Source organism: Pseudomonas sp. LBUM1653 (genome assembly GCF_059716115.1).
Genome location: NZ_CP166803.1, coordinates 1,669,240 through 1,683,488, shown reverse-complemented (window position 1 = coordinate 1,683,488; position 14,249 = coordinate 1,669,240). Strand labels below are relative to the sequence as shown.

Annotated in this window: 14 protein-coding genes; 3 read left to right on the top strand and 11 right to left on the bottom strand. The window is 58.7% G+C overall.

Going from position 1 to position 14,249, the window contains the following annotated elements:
• Window positions 1–93: 93 nt before the first annotated feature.
• From ACA054_RS07745 to cysK, 6 genes are all read right to left on the bottom strand, one after another.
• Window positions 94–957 (bottom strand): DMT family transporter, encoded by an 864-nt coding sequence (locus tag ACA054_RS07745; protein WP_497688871.1) that lies wholly within the window; start codon window positions 955–957, stop codon window positions 94–96.
• A 388-nt stretch (window positions 958–1,345) separates the two neighbouring features.
• Complete coding sequence (gene rfbA, locus ACA054_RS07740) at window positions 1,346–2,224, bottom strand: glucose-1-phosphate thymidylyltransferase RfbA (protein ID WP_497688870.1); 879 nt, start codon at window positions 2,222–2,224, stop codon at window positions 1,346–1,348.
• 2 nt (window positions 2,225–2,226) lie between these two features.
• Window positions 2,227–3,123: a dTDP-4-dehydrorhamnose reductase gene (gene rfbD / locus ACA054_RS07735; RefSeq protein ID WP_497688869.1), complete on the bottom strand. Its 897-nt coding sequence runs from the start codon at window positions 3,121–3,123 to the stop codon at window positions 2,227–2,229.
• Window positions 3,120–4,190, bottom strand: a complete 1,071-nt coding sequence (gene rfbB, locus ACA054_RS07730; protein ID WP_497688868.1) for a dTDP-glucose 4,6-dehydratase — start codon at window positions 4,188–4,190, stop codon at window positions 3,120–3,122. The genes rfbD and rfbB overlap by 4 nt, the downstream gene beginning before the upstream one ends.
• Before the next feature lie 1,191 nt (window positions 4,191–5,381).
• Window positions 5,382–6,320 carry an aspartyl/asparaginyl beta-hydroxylase domain-containing protein gene (locus ACA054_RS07725; protein ID WP_497688867.1) on the bottom strand — a complete coding sequence of 313 codons (939 nt, stop codon included), beginning with the start codon at window positions 6,318–6,320 and terminating at the stop codon, window positions 5,382–5,384.
• Between the two features lie 231 nt (window positions 6,321–6,551).
• Entirely contained in the window at window positions 6,552–7,526 is a 975-nt protein-coding gene (gene cysK / locus ACA054_RS07720) for a cysteine synthase A (RefSeq protein WP_497688866.1), read from the bottom strand.
• Between the two features lie 98 nt (window positions 7,527–7,624).
• Here cysK and ACA054_RS07715 point away from each other — a divergent pair, with 98 nt between their 5' ends.
• Window positions 7,625–8,731 carry a DUF748 domain-containing protein gene (locus ACA054_RS07715; RefSeq protein ID WP_497688865.1) on the top strand — a complete coding sequence of 369 codons (1,107 nt, stop codon included), beginning with the start codon at window positions 7,625–7,627 and terminating at the stop codon, window positions 8,729–8,731.
• Here ACA054_RS07715 and ACA054_RS07710 read toward each other — a convergent pair.
• Both ACA054_RS07710 and ACA054_RS07705 read right to left on the bottom strand, forming a co-directional pair.
• Window positions 8,728–9,228 carry a DUF2442 domain-containing protein gene (locus ACA054_RS07710; protein ID WP_497688864.1) on the bottom strand — a complete coding sequence of 167 codons (501 nt, stop codon included), beginning with the start codon at window positions 9,226–9,228 and terminating at the stop codon, window positions 8,728–8,730. The genes ACA054_RS07715 and ACA054_RS07710 overlap by 4 nt on opposite strands.
• On the bottom strand, window positions 9,216–9,446 hold the full coding sequence (locus ACA054_RS07705; RefSeq protein ID WP_219095173.1) for a DUF4160 domain-containing protein: 231 nt from the start codon (window positions 9,444–9,446) through the stop codon (window positions 9,216–9,218). The genes ACA054_RS07710 and ACA054_RS07705 overlap by 13 nt, the downstream gene beginning before the upstream one ends.
• Window positions 9,447–9,674: 228 nt before the next feature.
• Here ACA054_RS07705 and ACA054_RS07700 point away from each other — a divergent pair, with 228 nt between their 5' ends.
• Window positions 9,675–10,520: an AAA family ATPase gene (locus ACA054_RS07700; RefSeq protein WP_060541285.1), complete on the top strand. Its 846-nt coding sequence runs from the start codon at window positions 9,675–9,677 to the stop codon at window positions 10,518–10,520.
• Window positions 10,521–10,538: 18 nt separating this feature from the next.
• Window positions 10,539–11,717, top strand: coding sequence for a vWA domain-containing protein (locus tag ACA054_RS07695; RefSeq protein ID WP_497688863.1), 1,179 nt, complete (start codon window positions 10,539–10,541; stop codon window positions 11,715–11,717).
• Between the two features lie 104 nt (window positions 11,718–11,821).
• Here the strand turns inward: ACA054_RS07695 and ACA054_RS07690 are convergent, their stop codons facing one another.
• The 3 genes from ACA054_RS07690 to ACA054_RS07680 are packed head-to-tail and all read right to left on the bottom strand — an operon-like array spanning window position 11,822 to window position 14,198.
• Window positions 11,822–12,748, bottom strand: coding sequence for a 5-oxoprolinase subunit C family protein (locus ACA054_RS07690; RefSeq protein WP_497688862.1), 927 nt, complete (start codon window positions 12,746–12,748; stop codon window positions 11,822–11,824).
• Window positions 12,745–13,449 (bottom strand): 5-oxoprolinase subunit PxpB, encoded by a 705-nt coding sequence (gene pxpB / locus ACA054_RS07685; RefSeq protein ID WP_497688861.1) that lies wholly within the window; start codon window positions 13,447–13,449, stop codon window positions 12,745–12,747. Before pxpB ends, ACA054_RS07690 begins: the two co-directional genes overlap by 4 nt.
• Window positions 13,446–14,198 (bottom strand): 5-oxoprolinase subunit PxpA, encoded by a 753-nt coding sequence (locus tag ACA054_RS07680; protein ID WP_497688860.1) that lies wholly within the window; start codon window positions 14,196–14,198, stop codon window positions 13,446–13,448. The genes pxpB and ACA054_RS07680 overlap by 4 nt, the downstream gene beginning before the upstream one ends.
• Window positions 14,199–14,249: the final 51 nt, after the last annotated feature.

The window sequence follows — 14,249 nt, the reverse complement described above, 5'->3', positions numbered from 1 at the left end:
AGCTGCCGAGTGCAACGAGGCTGCGATCTTTTGATCTTTTAAAAGCAAGATCAAAAGATCGCAGCCTCCGGCAGCTCCTACAGGGGAATGCGTTTACGCGGTTTTACGGAACACGAACACCAGACCGACGATAATCAGCAGCATGCCGAGGATGCTCAACATCGCCAGCCGATTGCCGAAAATCAGGTAATCCATCACGGCCGTCACGGCCGGTACCAGATAGAACAGACTGGTAACATTCACCAGATTGCCCCGGGCGATCAAGCGGTACAGCAACAAGGTTGCCAGCACCGACACCACCAGCCCCATCCACAACACCGGCACGATGAATCCGCTGCTGTGTTCGAAATGAAACGGCTGGAACGGCACGAAAATCCCGCAGAGCAACAGCCCGGCCAGGTACTGCACCGGCAGCGTGCCGAGGGGATTGTCGGTAATGCGTTTCTGCATGATCGAACCAAAGGTCATGCTTGCCAGCGCCAGCAGGCCAAACAGCATTCCGGCCAGCGACATACCGGCCAGGCCGATGCCTTGATAGACCACCATGATCAAACCGGCCAGTCCCAAGGACAGGCCGAACATTCGGCTGGCTGAGCGCTGACGCTCCATGAGCACCACCGTGAGAATCGGTTGCACGCCCATGATGGTCGCCATCACACCGGGCGTGACCTTGAGGTCGAGCGCCAGCAGATAAAAAATCTGATACGCCCCCAGCAACACCACACCGGTGGCCATCGCATAGCGCATTGCCTTGCCGCCCTTGGGCAACTTCAACTTCAGTAACGGCATCAGCAACACCAGGCCGCATAACGCGATGGCGAAGCGAATCAACAGAAAGGCAAAGGGTGACGCGTGGGCCAGCCCCCACTTGGAGAAGATCGCCCCGCTGCTCCACAGCAGAACGAACAGGCTCGTGGAAGCCGCCGCGAGCGCGGACTTTTTCGAAAGGACAAACATGAATACCACCTGTAGTCAGGCAAGAAGCCAACTCAGCCGAAGCTGAAATTCAGTAGTTTTTTTTTAAGCGGACGCTTTTTCAGACAGGCAGGGGAACAGCAGAAAAACCCTGATCAGCCCGAAATGCCGACGCCCGGCGGTGATACGACTGCGTACGCCGGCGTGCTACTGACAGGTGGGGGGTAATGACTGATCTGCACAGGCTGCTGGTTCCCGCACGGCACGACGCCAGCGTTGACCGCTGAATCGACTACCGCGTTGATGAGGGATGCAGGCATTGGGCTGATCTTTTTCGAGAGGTCGAGAAAGCAGGTCAAGGGGACCTGCTTGTGCTGACTATAACCAGAGCTCGATACCCTTGGCAATGCGTTGGAAGGCGCGGCAGGCATCAACCCGCTTGCAAAAGACGGTTGAGGTACTGGCCGTAACCATTTTTTGCCAAGGGTGCCGCCAGTTTTTGCAGCTGATCGGCATCAATCCATTTCTGCCGGAAGGCAATCTCTTCAGGACATGCGACTTTAAGGCCCTGGCGACGCTCAAGCGTGGCAATGAACAGACTGGCATCGAGCAGTGAGTCGTGAGTCCCGGTATCCAGCCAGGCGTAACCGCGGCCCATGATTTCTACCGACAGGTTGCCCTGTTCCAGGTAAAGGCTGTTGATATCGGTGATTTCCAGCTCGCCCCGCGCCGATGGCTTGATGCTCTTGGCCATCTCGACAACGTCCTGGTCATAGAAGTACAGCCCGGTGACTGCAAAGTTCGACTTGGGCTTGAGTGGCTTTTCTTCGAGGCTGATCGCCTTGCCCTGGCCGTCGAACTCGACCACGCCGTAACGCTCCGGGTCATTGACGTGATAGGCAAAGACACTCGCTCCAGCCTGACGCGTCATGGCACTTTGCAGAATATTGATGAAGTCGTGGCCGTGATAGATGTTGTCACCCAAGACCAGGGCGCTGGGGTCGTTGCCGATAAAGTCTTCGCCGATGATGAAGGCCTGCGCCAGGCCATCGGGCGAAGGCTGCACGGCATAGGAAATGTTCAGGCCCCAACGGGCGCCGTCCCCCAGGAGCTGTTCGAAACGCGGAGTGTCTTGTGGCGTGGAAATGATCAGGATATCGCGAATACCCGCCAGCATCAGGGTGCTCAGTGGGTAGTAGATCATCGGCTTGTCGTAAACCGGCAGCAGCTGCTTGGAGATGGACAATGTCGCCGGATGCAGTCGAGTACCAGAGCCGCCGGCAAGGATGATGCCTTTACGATTGAGCATATTCATTTCTCCAGTATTTCTGCGAGCATCCGTGTCACGCCGACTTTCCAGTCAGGCAAGCTCAGCGCAAAGGCCTTTTGCAGTTTTTGAGTATCGAGTCGGGAATTGCATGGGCGTCGTGCCGGCGTCGGGTACGCCTCGGTGCCGATCGCGTCGACCATTGCCGGGGTAACCTTGAGGTTCATGCCTGCCCGCTCGGCTTGTTCGAGTACAAAACGAGCATAGCGACACCAGGAGGTTTCGCCAGTGGCGGCAAGATGGTAGATCCCGCCCAATTGCGGGTCGGCCATCAGGCTACGGATGGCATGGGCGGTCACATCCGCCAGCAATTCGGCACCGGTTGGCGCGCCGAACTGATCATCGATCACGGCCAGGCTTTCACGTTCCCGGGCCAGGCGCAGCATGGTCGTGGCAAAGTTGTTGCCCCGTGCGGAATACACCCAGCTGGTACGCAAGATCAGATGAGCACAGCCGCTGGCGGCAATCGCCTGTTCGCCGGCCAGCTTACTGGCGCCATAGACACTCAATGGCGCTACCGGATCGTTTTCCTGCCAAGGCCTGTCGCCAAGCCCTGCGAACACATAATCGGTGGAGTAATGCACCAGCAGAGCCTTCAACCGTAACGCCTCTCGAGCCAGCACTGCCGGCGCATCGGCATTGACCCGATGGGCCAGCTGCGGTTCGCTTTCAGCCTTGTCGACAGCGGTGTAGGCCGCTGCGTTAACGATAACGTCAGGCGCGAAGCGCTGCACGGTGGCGGCCAGCCCCGGCAAATCATTCAGATCGCCGCAGTACTCCTGGCTTGCGGAGTCCAGCGCCAACAACTCGCCAAGGGGCGCAAGGCTGCGTTGCAGCTCCCAGCCCACCTGGCCATTCTTGCCGAGCAAAAGCAGTTTCATGCGCTGCGCCCGGCATAATTTTTCTCGACCCATTCGCGGTAAGCGCCGGACTGGATATTGCGCACCCAATCCTGGTTGTCCAGGTACCACTGGACGGTTTTGCGAATGCCGGTCTCGAAGGTTTCTGCCGGTCTCCAACCCAGTTCACGTTCGAGTTTTCGGGCATCGATGGCATAACGGCGGTCGTGCCCGGGCCGATCGGTGACGTAGCGGATTTGTGCATGGTAGGGCTGGCCGTCGGCACGCGGACGCAGCTCATCGAGCAAGGCGCAGACGGTGTGCACGATCTCGAGATTGGTCTTTTCGTTCCAGCCACCGACGTTGTAGACCTCACCCACGCTGCCTGCCTCCAACACGCGGCGTATGGCGCTGCAGTGGTCCTTGACATACAACCAGTCGCGAATTTGCTGGCCATCGCCATAGACCGGCAATGCCTCGCCGGACAGCGCGTTGACGATCATCAGCGGAATCAGCTTTTCCGGGAAATGATACGGCCCGTAGTTGTTCGAGCAGTTGGTGGTCAGTACGGGCAGGCCGTAAGTGTGATGATAGGCGCGCACCAGGTGGTCGCTGGCGGCTTTGCTGGCCGAGTAAGGGCTGTTGGGTTCATACGCATGGCTTTCGTTGAACGCCGCTTCTTCTTTGCCCAGCGAGCCATAGACTTCGTCGGTGGACACATGCAGGAAGCGAAAGGCCTGTAGCGAATCGCACGCCAGCCCCTTGACGTAGGCGCGCACGGCTTCCAGTAAGCGGAAAGTGCCAACGATGTTGGTGTCGATGAATGCTTGCGGCCCGTGGATCGAGCGATCGACATGAGACTCCGCGGCAAAATTGAGAATGGCACGGGGCCGGTGCTCTTCGAGCAAGCGCTCGACCAAGGCACTGTCACCGATATCGCCATGCACGAATACATGCTGCGGATTGCCCGTCAGGCTGCTGAGATTGTCCAGGTTGCCGGCATAGGTCAGCTTGTCCAGATTGACTACGGTTTCATCGGAGTGAGCCAGCCAATCCAATACGAAATTTGCCCCAATGAAGCCTGCACCGCCAGTTACCAGGATGGTCATTGATTCAGACCTTTTTTCAATAAGGTTGCGAGGATCGGACCCAGGTTCTCAAAGACGGATTGCCCATTCAAACCGGCATGCTTGAAACCCGCGCAGCCCGGTTAACACCCAAGGCGTTACTGCCAAGGAAATTCTGCTGTGGCAAGGGTTGGATAAGGTTTTGAACATTCAGCGCACGCCAGCTCTGCGACCGGCTCTGTATATACCCTCTCGACGCCCTGACATCATTTACGGGCGACATTTGTAATATAGCAAAGCTCCGAAAAATAAAAAAAAAATCGCCTGATGGCGCAATGCTGTTCACTTAAGCATGGGGTTGTATTTAAGAACTGGATTGAGGGGATATCCATTGCTGCGGTAACGGCCACTTAGGGTTTCGCCCTTACGGCGAGTCCCTTTTTCAAACGCCAAAAAGGAACCAAAAGGCTTTGCCCCAACACTTGGTGCCTCGCTAGGGCTCGGCATGCCCTCACTCCGGCATTGCTCCGTGGGTCGCCGCGATGGGCCATCCCTGGCCCAGCGCGGCTAAACCGGCGTCCTGCCGGTTTACCCACTGCGCAATGCCTGCGTTCGGCCATCGTGGTTAACGGGGCGCCCAAATCTAAAGCCAAAGCGAGGCGGCCTGACAGCCGACCTGACTTTGACAGCCCCCCGAATCCCTGTGGGAGCGAGCTTGCTCGCGATGGACGTCAACGATTACGCGCCCTGTCTGGATGATCGCGTTGTCTGGACGTTTTTCGCGAGCAGGCTCGCTCCCACAGGGGATCGCGGACAGACCTGCAATCAGGTCGGCTGTCAGGCCGCCTCGCATTGGCTTTGGCTTTTGATTTTCTTGCCCCCTCGAGAGGCCGAGTGGAGGTTCTGCGCAGTGGGTAAACCGGCATGGATGCCGGTTTAGCCGCCGCCTGCCATGGATGGCCGATGGCGGCCGGCCCTGTAGGAGCGAGCATGCTCGCGATGAACCTGAGAGCACCGCGGGGTGTCAGGCTCCCCGCGTCATCGTTGACCTCCATCGCGAGCAGGCTCGCTCCTACAGGGCTCTTCCAAGTGACTCGCTGTAAAAGCGAAACCCTAGGCGGCCGTTACCGCAGCAACGGATATTCACCCAAGCCAAATATGCACCTGCAGCCAAAAGTGAACAGCATCAGCCTGATGGCGATCTTTTTTCCTGTCCTTGTGGCCAACAGGTGTTCAGCCCAGCAGCCAATGCCCCAGCAAACCCAACACGCCGATCGCCAACACCGGCCGCATTGCCCGGTACGCCTTGGGAAAACGACGTTTCCACTGCTTGATCACCCCACTGAACCTGTCGCTGAACTGCTTGCTCCGGGCATAGGCCTGGTTGATCCCGCCCACGCGTTCATCCGCAAGGTTCTGCGGTGCGGTGGCGCGCCCCAGCAGGCTGCTGATCCAGCGGTTGATGCCGGTGATCAAGCGGTTACTGAGCGGTCGCTCGATGTCGCAGAACAGGATGACCCGGGTCTTGTCGGTTTCGTTCTTGACCCAGTGCACATAGGTCTCGTCGAACATCACGTCTTCACCATCACGCCAGGCGTAGGCCTGACCGTCGACGAAGATGCGGCAAGCGTTGGAATTAGGCGTTGACAGCCCCAGGTGATAGCGCAGGGAACCGGCGAACGGATCGCGGTGCGGATTAAGGTGACTGCCTCCCGGCAGCAGGGCGAACATGGCGCCCCTGACATTGGGAATCGCGCTGACCAGCGCCACGGTCTTCGGGCACAGCAGCTCGGCCGAGGGCAAGGGTTTGTCGTACCACTTTAGGTAGAAACGCTTCCAGCCCTTCTTGAAGAATGAACCGAAACCGGCGTCGTTATTTTTTTCCGCGGCGCAGATATAACCCTCATCAAACAGATGCATCGCTTCGTCGCGGATAACTTCCCAGTTGTCCTTGAGCACATCCAGTTCGGGAAACCTGCTGCGGTCCAGGTAGGGTTTTGAAGGCACGCCGGAGAACAGATACATCAAGGCATTATAGGGAGCGAACAGGGCCGAATGGTTGACGAATTGGCGCAAGACCGGCAAACGTGCCTTGCCACGCAAATGCACATAGAGGGTACTGCCCAGAAACAGCAGCAACAACGACGCTTTCGCGACAACCGAAACGCTCATCAACAACTCCTTGATAGATAGACATCCGCAACGCCATTCCTCGACGCAGCCGTTGGCATGATAACCACTACCAATCACGGGAAAAACCCGTGTAGTCCGACATACAGTGTTAAGGAATGCGTAACAAAGCATTTCTTAACACAAGGTGGCTGAACGCTTGCTGACCCGCGTCCAGTCACACCGGATGAAGAAGGGGGGCCCCCTCTCCATCGTCAAGCCTTCGCCCAGCCGTTACTGCTGGTTCTCCTGCTCAGTAAACAGATCGCTGAACAGCATGCTCGACAAGTAACGTTCACCGGAATCCGGAAGGATCACCACAATGGTCTTGCCCTGCATTTCCGGGGTCTCCGCCAAGCGTACCGCCACCGCCATCGCGGCGCCGCAGGAAATACCGCACAGGATGCCTTCTTCCTGCATCAAGCGCAGGGCCATGGCCTTGGACTCCTCATCGGTGACCAGCTCCACCCGGTCGACAATCGACAGGTCGAGGTTTTTCGGTACAAAACCGGCGCCGATGCCCTGGATCTTGTGCGGGCTCGGCTTGATTTCTTCACCGGCCAACGCCTGGGAAATCACCGGAGATACGGCTGGCTCCACTGCCACCGAGACAATAGGTTTGCCCTGGGTATTCTTGATATACCGTGAAACGCCGGTAATGGTTCCGCCTGTTCCAACACCTGCCACCAGGACATCCACGGCACCGTCGGTATCGTTCCAGATCTCGGGCCCGGTGGTTTTTTCGTGGATGGCGGGGTTGGCCGGGTTGTCGAACTGCGCCGGCATGAAATAGAGGGCCGGATCACTGGCGACTATTTCCCCAGCCTTCTCGATGGCGCCTTTCATGCCCTTGGCCGGCTCGGTCAGCACCAGCTCTGCCCCCAGTGCCTTGAGTACCTTGCGGCGCTCGATGCTCATGGATGCCGGCATGGTCAGCATCAATTTGTAGCCACGTGCGGCGGCAACGAAGGCCAGGCCGATACCGGTGTTGCCGGAAGTCGGTTCGACGATGGTCATGCCCGGCTTGAGTCTGCCTGTGCTTTCGGCGTCCCAGATCATGTTGGCGCCAATCCGGCACTTGACCGAGTAACCGGGGTTGCGCCCCTCTATCTTGGCCAGGATGGTGACGCCGCGTGGCGCAATACGGTTGATCTGCACCAAAGGCGTATTGCCGATGGAATGGGCATTGTCAGCGAAGATACGGCTCATGGCTGGGTCCTTAACGACAGCATTAAATAGGGCATCAAGGTAAGCCTCTTGCCCGCAGGCGTCCAGTCAGGTCGAACGTCCGGATGTCACCGCAGTCAATGGCTTTAGAACGCCAGAGAATTACCACCATGAAACGTCGATACCGTTGGCCGTTGTGGAGCTTCGCCGGCCTCGTTGTGCTGCTGATTGCCCTGCACTTCTCCCTGCCCTACCTGGTTCGCGACTACCTCAATGACAGGTTGGCGAACATGGGCGATTACCGCGGCCAGATCACCGACGTGGACTTGGCCCTGTGGCGCGGTGCCTACAAGATCAACGGCCTGAAAATCGTCAAGGTCGAGGGCAAGGTGCCGGTTCCCTTTGTCAATGCGCCACTGATCGACCTCTCGGTCAGCTGGCATTCCCTCTGGTACGACCACGCGGTGGTCGCCGAAGTGAAGTTCGTCAAGCCTGAGGTCAACTTCGTCGATGGCGGGGCCAACAAGAAAAACTCGCAAACCGGCGAGGGTACCGACTGGCGCGCCCAGCTGGGCAAATTGCTGCCGATAACCCTGAATGAAGTGCGGATCGACGATGGCAAGATCAGCTTTCGCAACTTCAACTCCAAACCGCCGGTGAACATGAATGCCACCAAGGTCGACCTGAGCATTTACAACCTGACCAACGTGGTCGATTCCAAAGGCAAGCGCGACGCCCGCTTCGAAGGCAAGGCGCTGTTGTTGGGACATGCCCCCCTGGAAACCACGGCCACCTTCGATCCACTGAGTAATTTCGAAGATTTCGAGTTTCGCATGCGCGCCAGGAACATTGAACTCAAACGCATGAACGACTTCGCTTCGGCCTATGGCAAGTTCGATTTCAATGCCGGCCACGGCGATGTAGTGATCGAAGCCCAAGCCAAAAAAGCCAAATTGACGGGTTATATCAAACCGCTGCTCAGGGATGTTGACGTGTTCAACTGGCAACAGGATGTGGAAAATAAGGACAAAGGGATTTTTCGTTCCATCTGGGAGGCTATCGTCGGCGGCTCCGAAACCGTGTTGAAAAACCAGGGTAAGAACCAGTTTGCGACCCGAGTAGAGCTGAGCGGCAATGTTCACCAAAAAGATATCAACGCGTTCGAGGCGTTTTTGCAGATTTTACGAAATGGTTTCATTCAAGCGTTCAATGCCCGGTATGAACGACCCAAGCCGGATGCCGGCTAACGTTTGCGCGTGACGGTGTAACGACCGGTATCTTCGGCTGCCCGTAGCGGATTGGCTTGCTGTTGCAAGAAATCCCATCCCAGGCAGGCCAGGGCCAGTGATCGCGGAACCGCCTCTCGACCACTGCTGTAGCGGCTGATGCTGCGGGCGCTGACCCCCAGCGCCTCGGCGGCCTGATTGAGCGGCAATCCGGTGCGAGCGCGCCAGTCGATGAAGATTCGGGTATTTTCGTCCGAAGCGTTTTGCGCGAGCGCATCCAGATACAAGGTATCGGCACCGATCTGGATGTCCAGCTCAGGCCACTCTACACACCAGCCATCATCACCGAGCGCAGCACCCTCGAAAGCGCTTCCCTGCAAGGGTTGCAAGCCCGCGAAGGCCTGCAGGTCGCGACTCAGGTCCAGGGTCAGTTGTTGACCATCGATGAACGTCAGCGCCAGCCGATAATCCGGCAATACCCCCACTGCCAATAGTCGTGGTCGCTTCATGGGTAACATCGTTTCCAATCCTCCAGCAATTGCACCTGATGGGCCCTGACCCACTCAAGCGCTTCCTTGATAATCAGCGGCGGTGCCTTGCCCACCATCACGTCTACGGTTTCCAGGCTCAGCATGACGTCCAACCCGCCACCGGTCAGATGAACGTGGGGCGGCGGATGATCCTTCTCGCGCAACTGAATGCGGTACGTATCTCGAAATCGATATTTTGTAGACATGCCCAGCAAGCTATCGCCAAAATGGCGATAGCTCAATACTGGCCAGCCGCCGAGTCTGAGTCAAGATGTGACGCTCCATTCAGAGACTGAATAAGCCGTCTGCGTTCACAGTCGACCGTACTGCGCGTTATAGTCGGGGCTGACCATTTTATTGCACCTTATTGCACCTTTTATTGCACCCTGCGCCCTGCCTCGCTCAGGCCGGCGTTACCGTTCGAGGATTAGCAGATGAAGTTCGAAGGCACCCAGGCCTACGTCGCCACCGATGACCTTAAGCTGGCGGTCAACGCCGCCATCACCCTGGAGCGGCCGCTGCTGGTCAAGGGCGAACCAGGCACCGGCAAGACCATGCTCGCCGAGCAACTGGCCGAATCCTTTGGTGCCAAGCTGATCACCTGGCACATCAAGTCCACCACCAAGGCTCACCAGGGCCTGTACGAGTACGACGCGGTCAGCCGTCTGCGCGATTCGCAGCTCGGCACGGAAAAGGTCCACGACGTTCGTAACTACCTGAAGAAGGGCAAGCTCTGGGAAGCTTTCGAGTCCGAAGAGCGAGTGATCCTGCTGATCGACGAAATCGACAAGGCCGACATCGAGTTCCCCAACGACCTGTTGCAAGAACTCGACAAGATGGAGTTCTACGTCTACGAGATCGACGAGACCATCAAGGCCAAGAAGCGCCCGATCATCATCATCACCTCCAACAACGAGAAAGAGCTGCCGGACGCCTTCCTGCGCCGCTGCTTCTTCCACTACATCGCGTTCCCGGATCGCACCACGATGCAGCGGATCGTCGACGTGCACTACCCGGACATCAAGAAAGACCTGGTCAGCGAAGCGCTGGACGTGTTCTTCGACGTGCGCAAGGTGCCGGGCCTGAAGAAGAAGCCATCGACCTCCGAACTGGTGGACTGGCTGAAGCTGCTGATGGCCGACAACATCGGCGAAGCGGTGCTGCGCGAACGCGATCCGACCAAGGCCATTCCGCCGCTGGCCGGTGCCCTGGTGAAGAACGAACAGGACGTGCAACTGCTGGAGCGTCTGGCGTTCATGAGCCGTCGCGGCAGTCGTTGATCATCTGGGGCAAAAGCCATGCTGCTCAATCTGTTCAATGAAATGCGTGCAGCCAAGGTGCCGGTCTCGGTGCGCGAGCTGCTGGACCTGATCAACGCGCTGAAACAGCGCGTGACCTTCGCCGACATGGACGAGTTCTATTACTTGTCCCGGGCGATCCTGGTGAAGGACGAAAAGCATTTCGACAAGTTCGACCGGGCCTTTGGGGCCTACTTCAATGGCCTGGAAAAGCTCGACGATCACCTGCAGGCGTTGATTCCGGAAGACTGGCTGCGCAAGGAATTCGAACGCTCCCTGACTGACGAAGAGCGGGCGGCGATCCAGTCGCTCGGCGGCCTCGACAAGCTGATCGAAGAGTTCAAGAAGCGCCTGGAAGAACAGAAGGAACGCCATGCTGGCGGCAACAAGTGGATCGGCACCGGTGGTACCAGTCCATTCGGTTCCGGCGGTTTCAACCCGGAAGGCATTCGGGTCGGCGATGCCGGCAAACGCCAGGGCAAGGCCGTGAAAGTCTGGGATCAGCGCGAGTACAAGAACCTCGACGATTCGGTCGAGCTGGGCACGCGCAACATCAAGGTCGCCCTGCGCCGCTTGCGCAAATTTGCCCGTCAGGGTGCAGCGGAAGAACTCGATATCGATGGCACCATCGACCACACCGCCAAGGATGCGGGGCTGCTGAACATCCAGATGCGTCCAGAACGGCGCAACACCGTCAAGCTCTTGCTGCTGTTCGACATCGGCGGCTCGATGGACGCCCACGTGAAGATCTGCGAGGAGCTGTTCTCGGCGTGCAAGACCGAGTTCAAGCATCTGGAGTACTTCTACTTCCACAACTTCATTTATGAATCGGTGTGGAAGAACAACATGCGGCGCAGCTCCGAGCGCACCTCGACTCAGGACTTGCTGCACAAGTACGGCGCCGACTACAAAGTGATCTTCATCGGTGACGCCGCCATGGCGCCCTACGAAATCACCCAGGCCGGTGGCAGCGTCGAGCACTGGAACGAAGAAGCTGGCTATGTGTGGATGCAGCGGTTCAAGGAGAAGTACAAGAAGCTCATCTGGATCAACCCGTATCCGAAAGATACCTGGGGTTACACCTCGTCGACCAATATCGTTCGCGACTTGATTGAAGACCAGATGTATCCGCTGACGCTGCGGGGGTTGGAGGAAGGGATGCGGTTTCTTTCCAAGTAGAGATTTCTGTTGTCCGGGATGCCGCCTTCGCGAGCAGGCTCGCTCCCACAATGGATCTTTGTGAACATGAGATCCCTGTGGGAGCGAGCCTGCTCGCGAAGCTTTTAACGGTTTGAAAAACGGCGCAAGTACTCGATCTGCTCCCGATGGGCGACCTCCTGCACCACCGGCCGCAACCTTACCTGCGCCCCCGGCAGGCACTGCGCCAGCCGCGCCAGCGCCAACGGCGTCAACGCCCCCAAACGCGGATAACCGCCAATGGTCTGCCGATCATTAAGCAACACAATCGGCTGCCCGTCCGGTGGCACCTGCACCGCCCCCAGTGGAATACCCTCGGAAATCATCGGCTTGCCTTGGTACTGCAAGGGTGTGCCCAACAAGCGAATGCCCATGCGGTCGGCGCGGCTGTCGAGGCTCCATGCGCTGTTGAACGCATCGAACAGACTCTGCCCGCTGAATTCACCGACCTGCGCACCGAGTACCAGGTCCAACGGAGCATCGAGATTCAGGTTCGGACGCTGCTCTGCGGTCAACTCCCGCAGCAACATCACCGAATTGCCCGAATAGCTCAAACACTCGCCTTTGCTCAGCGCACGCCCCATGCCATCCAGTCCACCGAGTTCCTCACGAACTACGGTCGCGCTGCTGCCCAACACCTTAGGCGCATCGAAGCCACCCGGCGCGGCCAGATAGGCCCGGGCGCCGAGCAATGGCTGGGTGAATTGCAATTGCTGGCCCTTATGTAGCCGGAAGCTGCGCCACGGCGCCAGCGGCTCGCCGTCCACCCGAGCGCCAAGATCCGCTCCGGCCAGCGCCAGCACGCAATCGTCCTCGGCCACCAAGGTGAACCCGCCGAGGGTGATTTCGATCACCGGCGCATCCAGCCCGTTACCCAGCAACCAATTGGCCCACGACATTGAACGCCAATCAGCCGCGCCGCCCTGGGTCACGCCCAGATGCCGCACGCCAAAACGACCGGCGTCCTGCAACAGGCACAGCGGTGTACTCGCTTCAATCGTCAGACGGCTCATGCCTGTGCCTCCAATGGCGTGTCGTCACCGCCCAGATTGATGAACTCGGCATGGCCGACCGCTTCGAAACGCACGGTGTCGCCCGGTTGCATCAAGCTGTAGCCGTCACGGTTGCGGTCGAACAATCTGGCCGGCGTGCGGCCGATCAGGTTCCAGCCGCCGGGCGATACCACCGGATAGGCGGCCGTCTGCCGTTCGGCGATACCGACACTGCCCGCGGCGACCTTTTTGCGCGGCGTGCTCAGGCGCGGTGCGGCGAGTACTTCTTCCACCAGGCCCATAAACGCGAACCCCGGTGCGAATCCCAGGGCGAACACCTGATACTCACGCTGGCTGTGACGGCGAATCACCTCTTCCACCGCCAGCCCGCTGCGTTGTGACAACAGGCTCAGCTCCGGCCCGACACTCAAGTCGTACCACACCGGCAGCACATGACATTTGCCACGGGTGCGTGCATTGGGCGACAGATCGATCAGCGCCTGGGCAATCAGCTCCCGGGCCTGGGTCGGGCTCAACGCTGTCAGATCGTAATGCACCATCAAGGTTGTGTAGGACGGCACCAGATCGATCAGCTGTTCACCGAACGCCGCCCGCAGACTTTCACTGGCGGCGAGCATCCAAGGCATGTTGGCTTCGGCGATCTCATCGAACAGACGCACCATCAGGCAATCGAGCGCGACCACTTCTACCCGCAGTTTCATGACGCGCCCTGCTGATTCAAGGCTTCACGAATGCGCCGCACGGCGGCCACCGAACTGGCATTGTCGCCGTGCACGCACAGGGTGTTGGCCTGCAAGTGCAAGGCGCTGCCATCACTGGCGCTGAGGTGATCGCCACGGGCAATGATCAGCGCCTGTTCGATGATTTTCTCTGGATCGTGATGCACCGCCCCCGGCAATTGCCGCGACACCAGCATGCCGGCGCTGTCGTAAGCGCGGTCGGCGAAGGCTTCGAACCACAGGGTCACGCCGTACTCCTCACCTAACTGCTGCGCGGCACTGTTGTCGCGGGTGGCCATCAGCATCAACGGCAGGTTGCGGTCATAGGACGCCACCGCCTGAAGCACCGCCCGTAATTGTGCCGGGTTGGCCATCATGTCGTTGTACATCGCGCCGTGGGGTTTGACGTAACTGACCCGCCCGCCCTGGGCCCGGCAGATGCCGTCGAGGGCGCCGATCTGGTAATGCAGGATGTCCTGCAGTTCCTGGGTGGCATAGGCCATGGAACGGCGGCCAAAACCGACCAGATCCTGATAGGCCGGATGGGCTCCGATCTGCACACCGTGGCTGAGGGCCAGGCTGACGGTCTTGCGCATGATGCTCGGGTCGCTGGCATGGAAACCGCAGGCGATGTTGGCGCAATCGATGAAGGGCATGACTTCGGCGTCCAGACCCATGGTCCAGTTGCCAAAGCTTTCGCCAATGTCGCAGTTCAATAGCAGGCGGCTCACGCTGATCACTCCTGTAGGCTTTATTCTTTTTAGCTGTGGGACATATCCGTA

What these genes read in the sequence shown, in the direction of transcription:
- rfbD (WP_497688869.1), bottom strand. Translation starts at nt 3,123, where the DNA reads ATGAAACTGCTTTTGCTCGGCAAGAATGGCCAGGTGGGCTGGGAGCTG.
- pxpB (WP_497688861.1), bottom strand. Translation starts at nt 13,449, where the DNA reads ATGAAACTGCGGGTAGAAGTGGTCGCGCTCGATTGCCTGATGGTGCGT.
- ACA054_RS07705 (WP_219095173.1), bottom strand. Translation starts at nt 9,446, where the DNA reads ATGTCTACAAAATATCGATTTCGAGATACGTACCGCATTCAGTTGCGC.
- cysK (WP_497688866.1), bottom strand. Translation starts at nt 7,526, where the DNA reads ATGAGCCGTATCTTCGCTGACAATGCCCATTCCATCGGCAATACGCCT.
- ACA054_RS07725 (WP_497688867.1), bottom strand. Translation starts at nt 6,320, where the DNA reads ATGAGCGTTTCGGTTGTCGCGAAAGCGTCGTTGTTGCTGCTGTTTCTG.
- rfbA (WP_497688870.1), bottom strand. Translation starts at nt 2,224, where the DNA reads ATGCTCAATCGTAAAGGCATCATCCTTGCCGGCGGCTCTGGTACTCGA.
- ACA054_RS07690 (WP_497688862.1), bottom strand. Translation starts at nt 12,748, where the DNA reads ATGAGCCGTCTGACGATTGAAGCGAGTACACCGCTGTGCCTGTTGCAG.
- rfbB (WP_497688868.1), bottom strand. Translation starts at nt 4,190, where the DNA reads ATGACCATCCTGGTAACTGGCGGTGCAGGCTTCATTGGGGCAAATTTC.
- ACA054_RS07700 (WP_060541285.1), top strand. Translation starts at nt 9,675, where the DNA reads ATGAAGTTCGAAGGCACCCAGGCCTACGTCGCCACCGATGACCTTAAG.
- ACA054_RS07710 (WP_497688864.1), bottom strand. Translation starts at nt 9,228, where the DNA reads ATGTTACCCATGAAGCGACCACGACTATTGGCAGTGGGGGTATTGCCG.
- ACA054_RS07745 (WP_497688871.1), bottom strand. Translation starts at nt 957, where the DNA reads ATGTTTGTCCTTTCGAAAAAGTCCGCGCTCGCGGCGGCTTCCACGAGC.
- ACA054_RS07695 (WP_497688863.1), top strand. Translation starts at nt 10,539, where the DNA reads ATGCTGCTCAATCTGTTCAATGAAATGCGTGCAGCCAAGGTGCCGGTC.
- ACA054_RS07715 (WP_497688865.1), top strand. Translation starts at nt 7,625, where the DNA reads ATGGCTTTAGAACGCCAGAGAATTACCACCATGAAACGTCGATACCGT.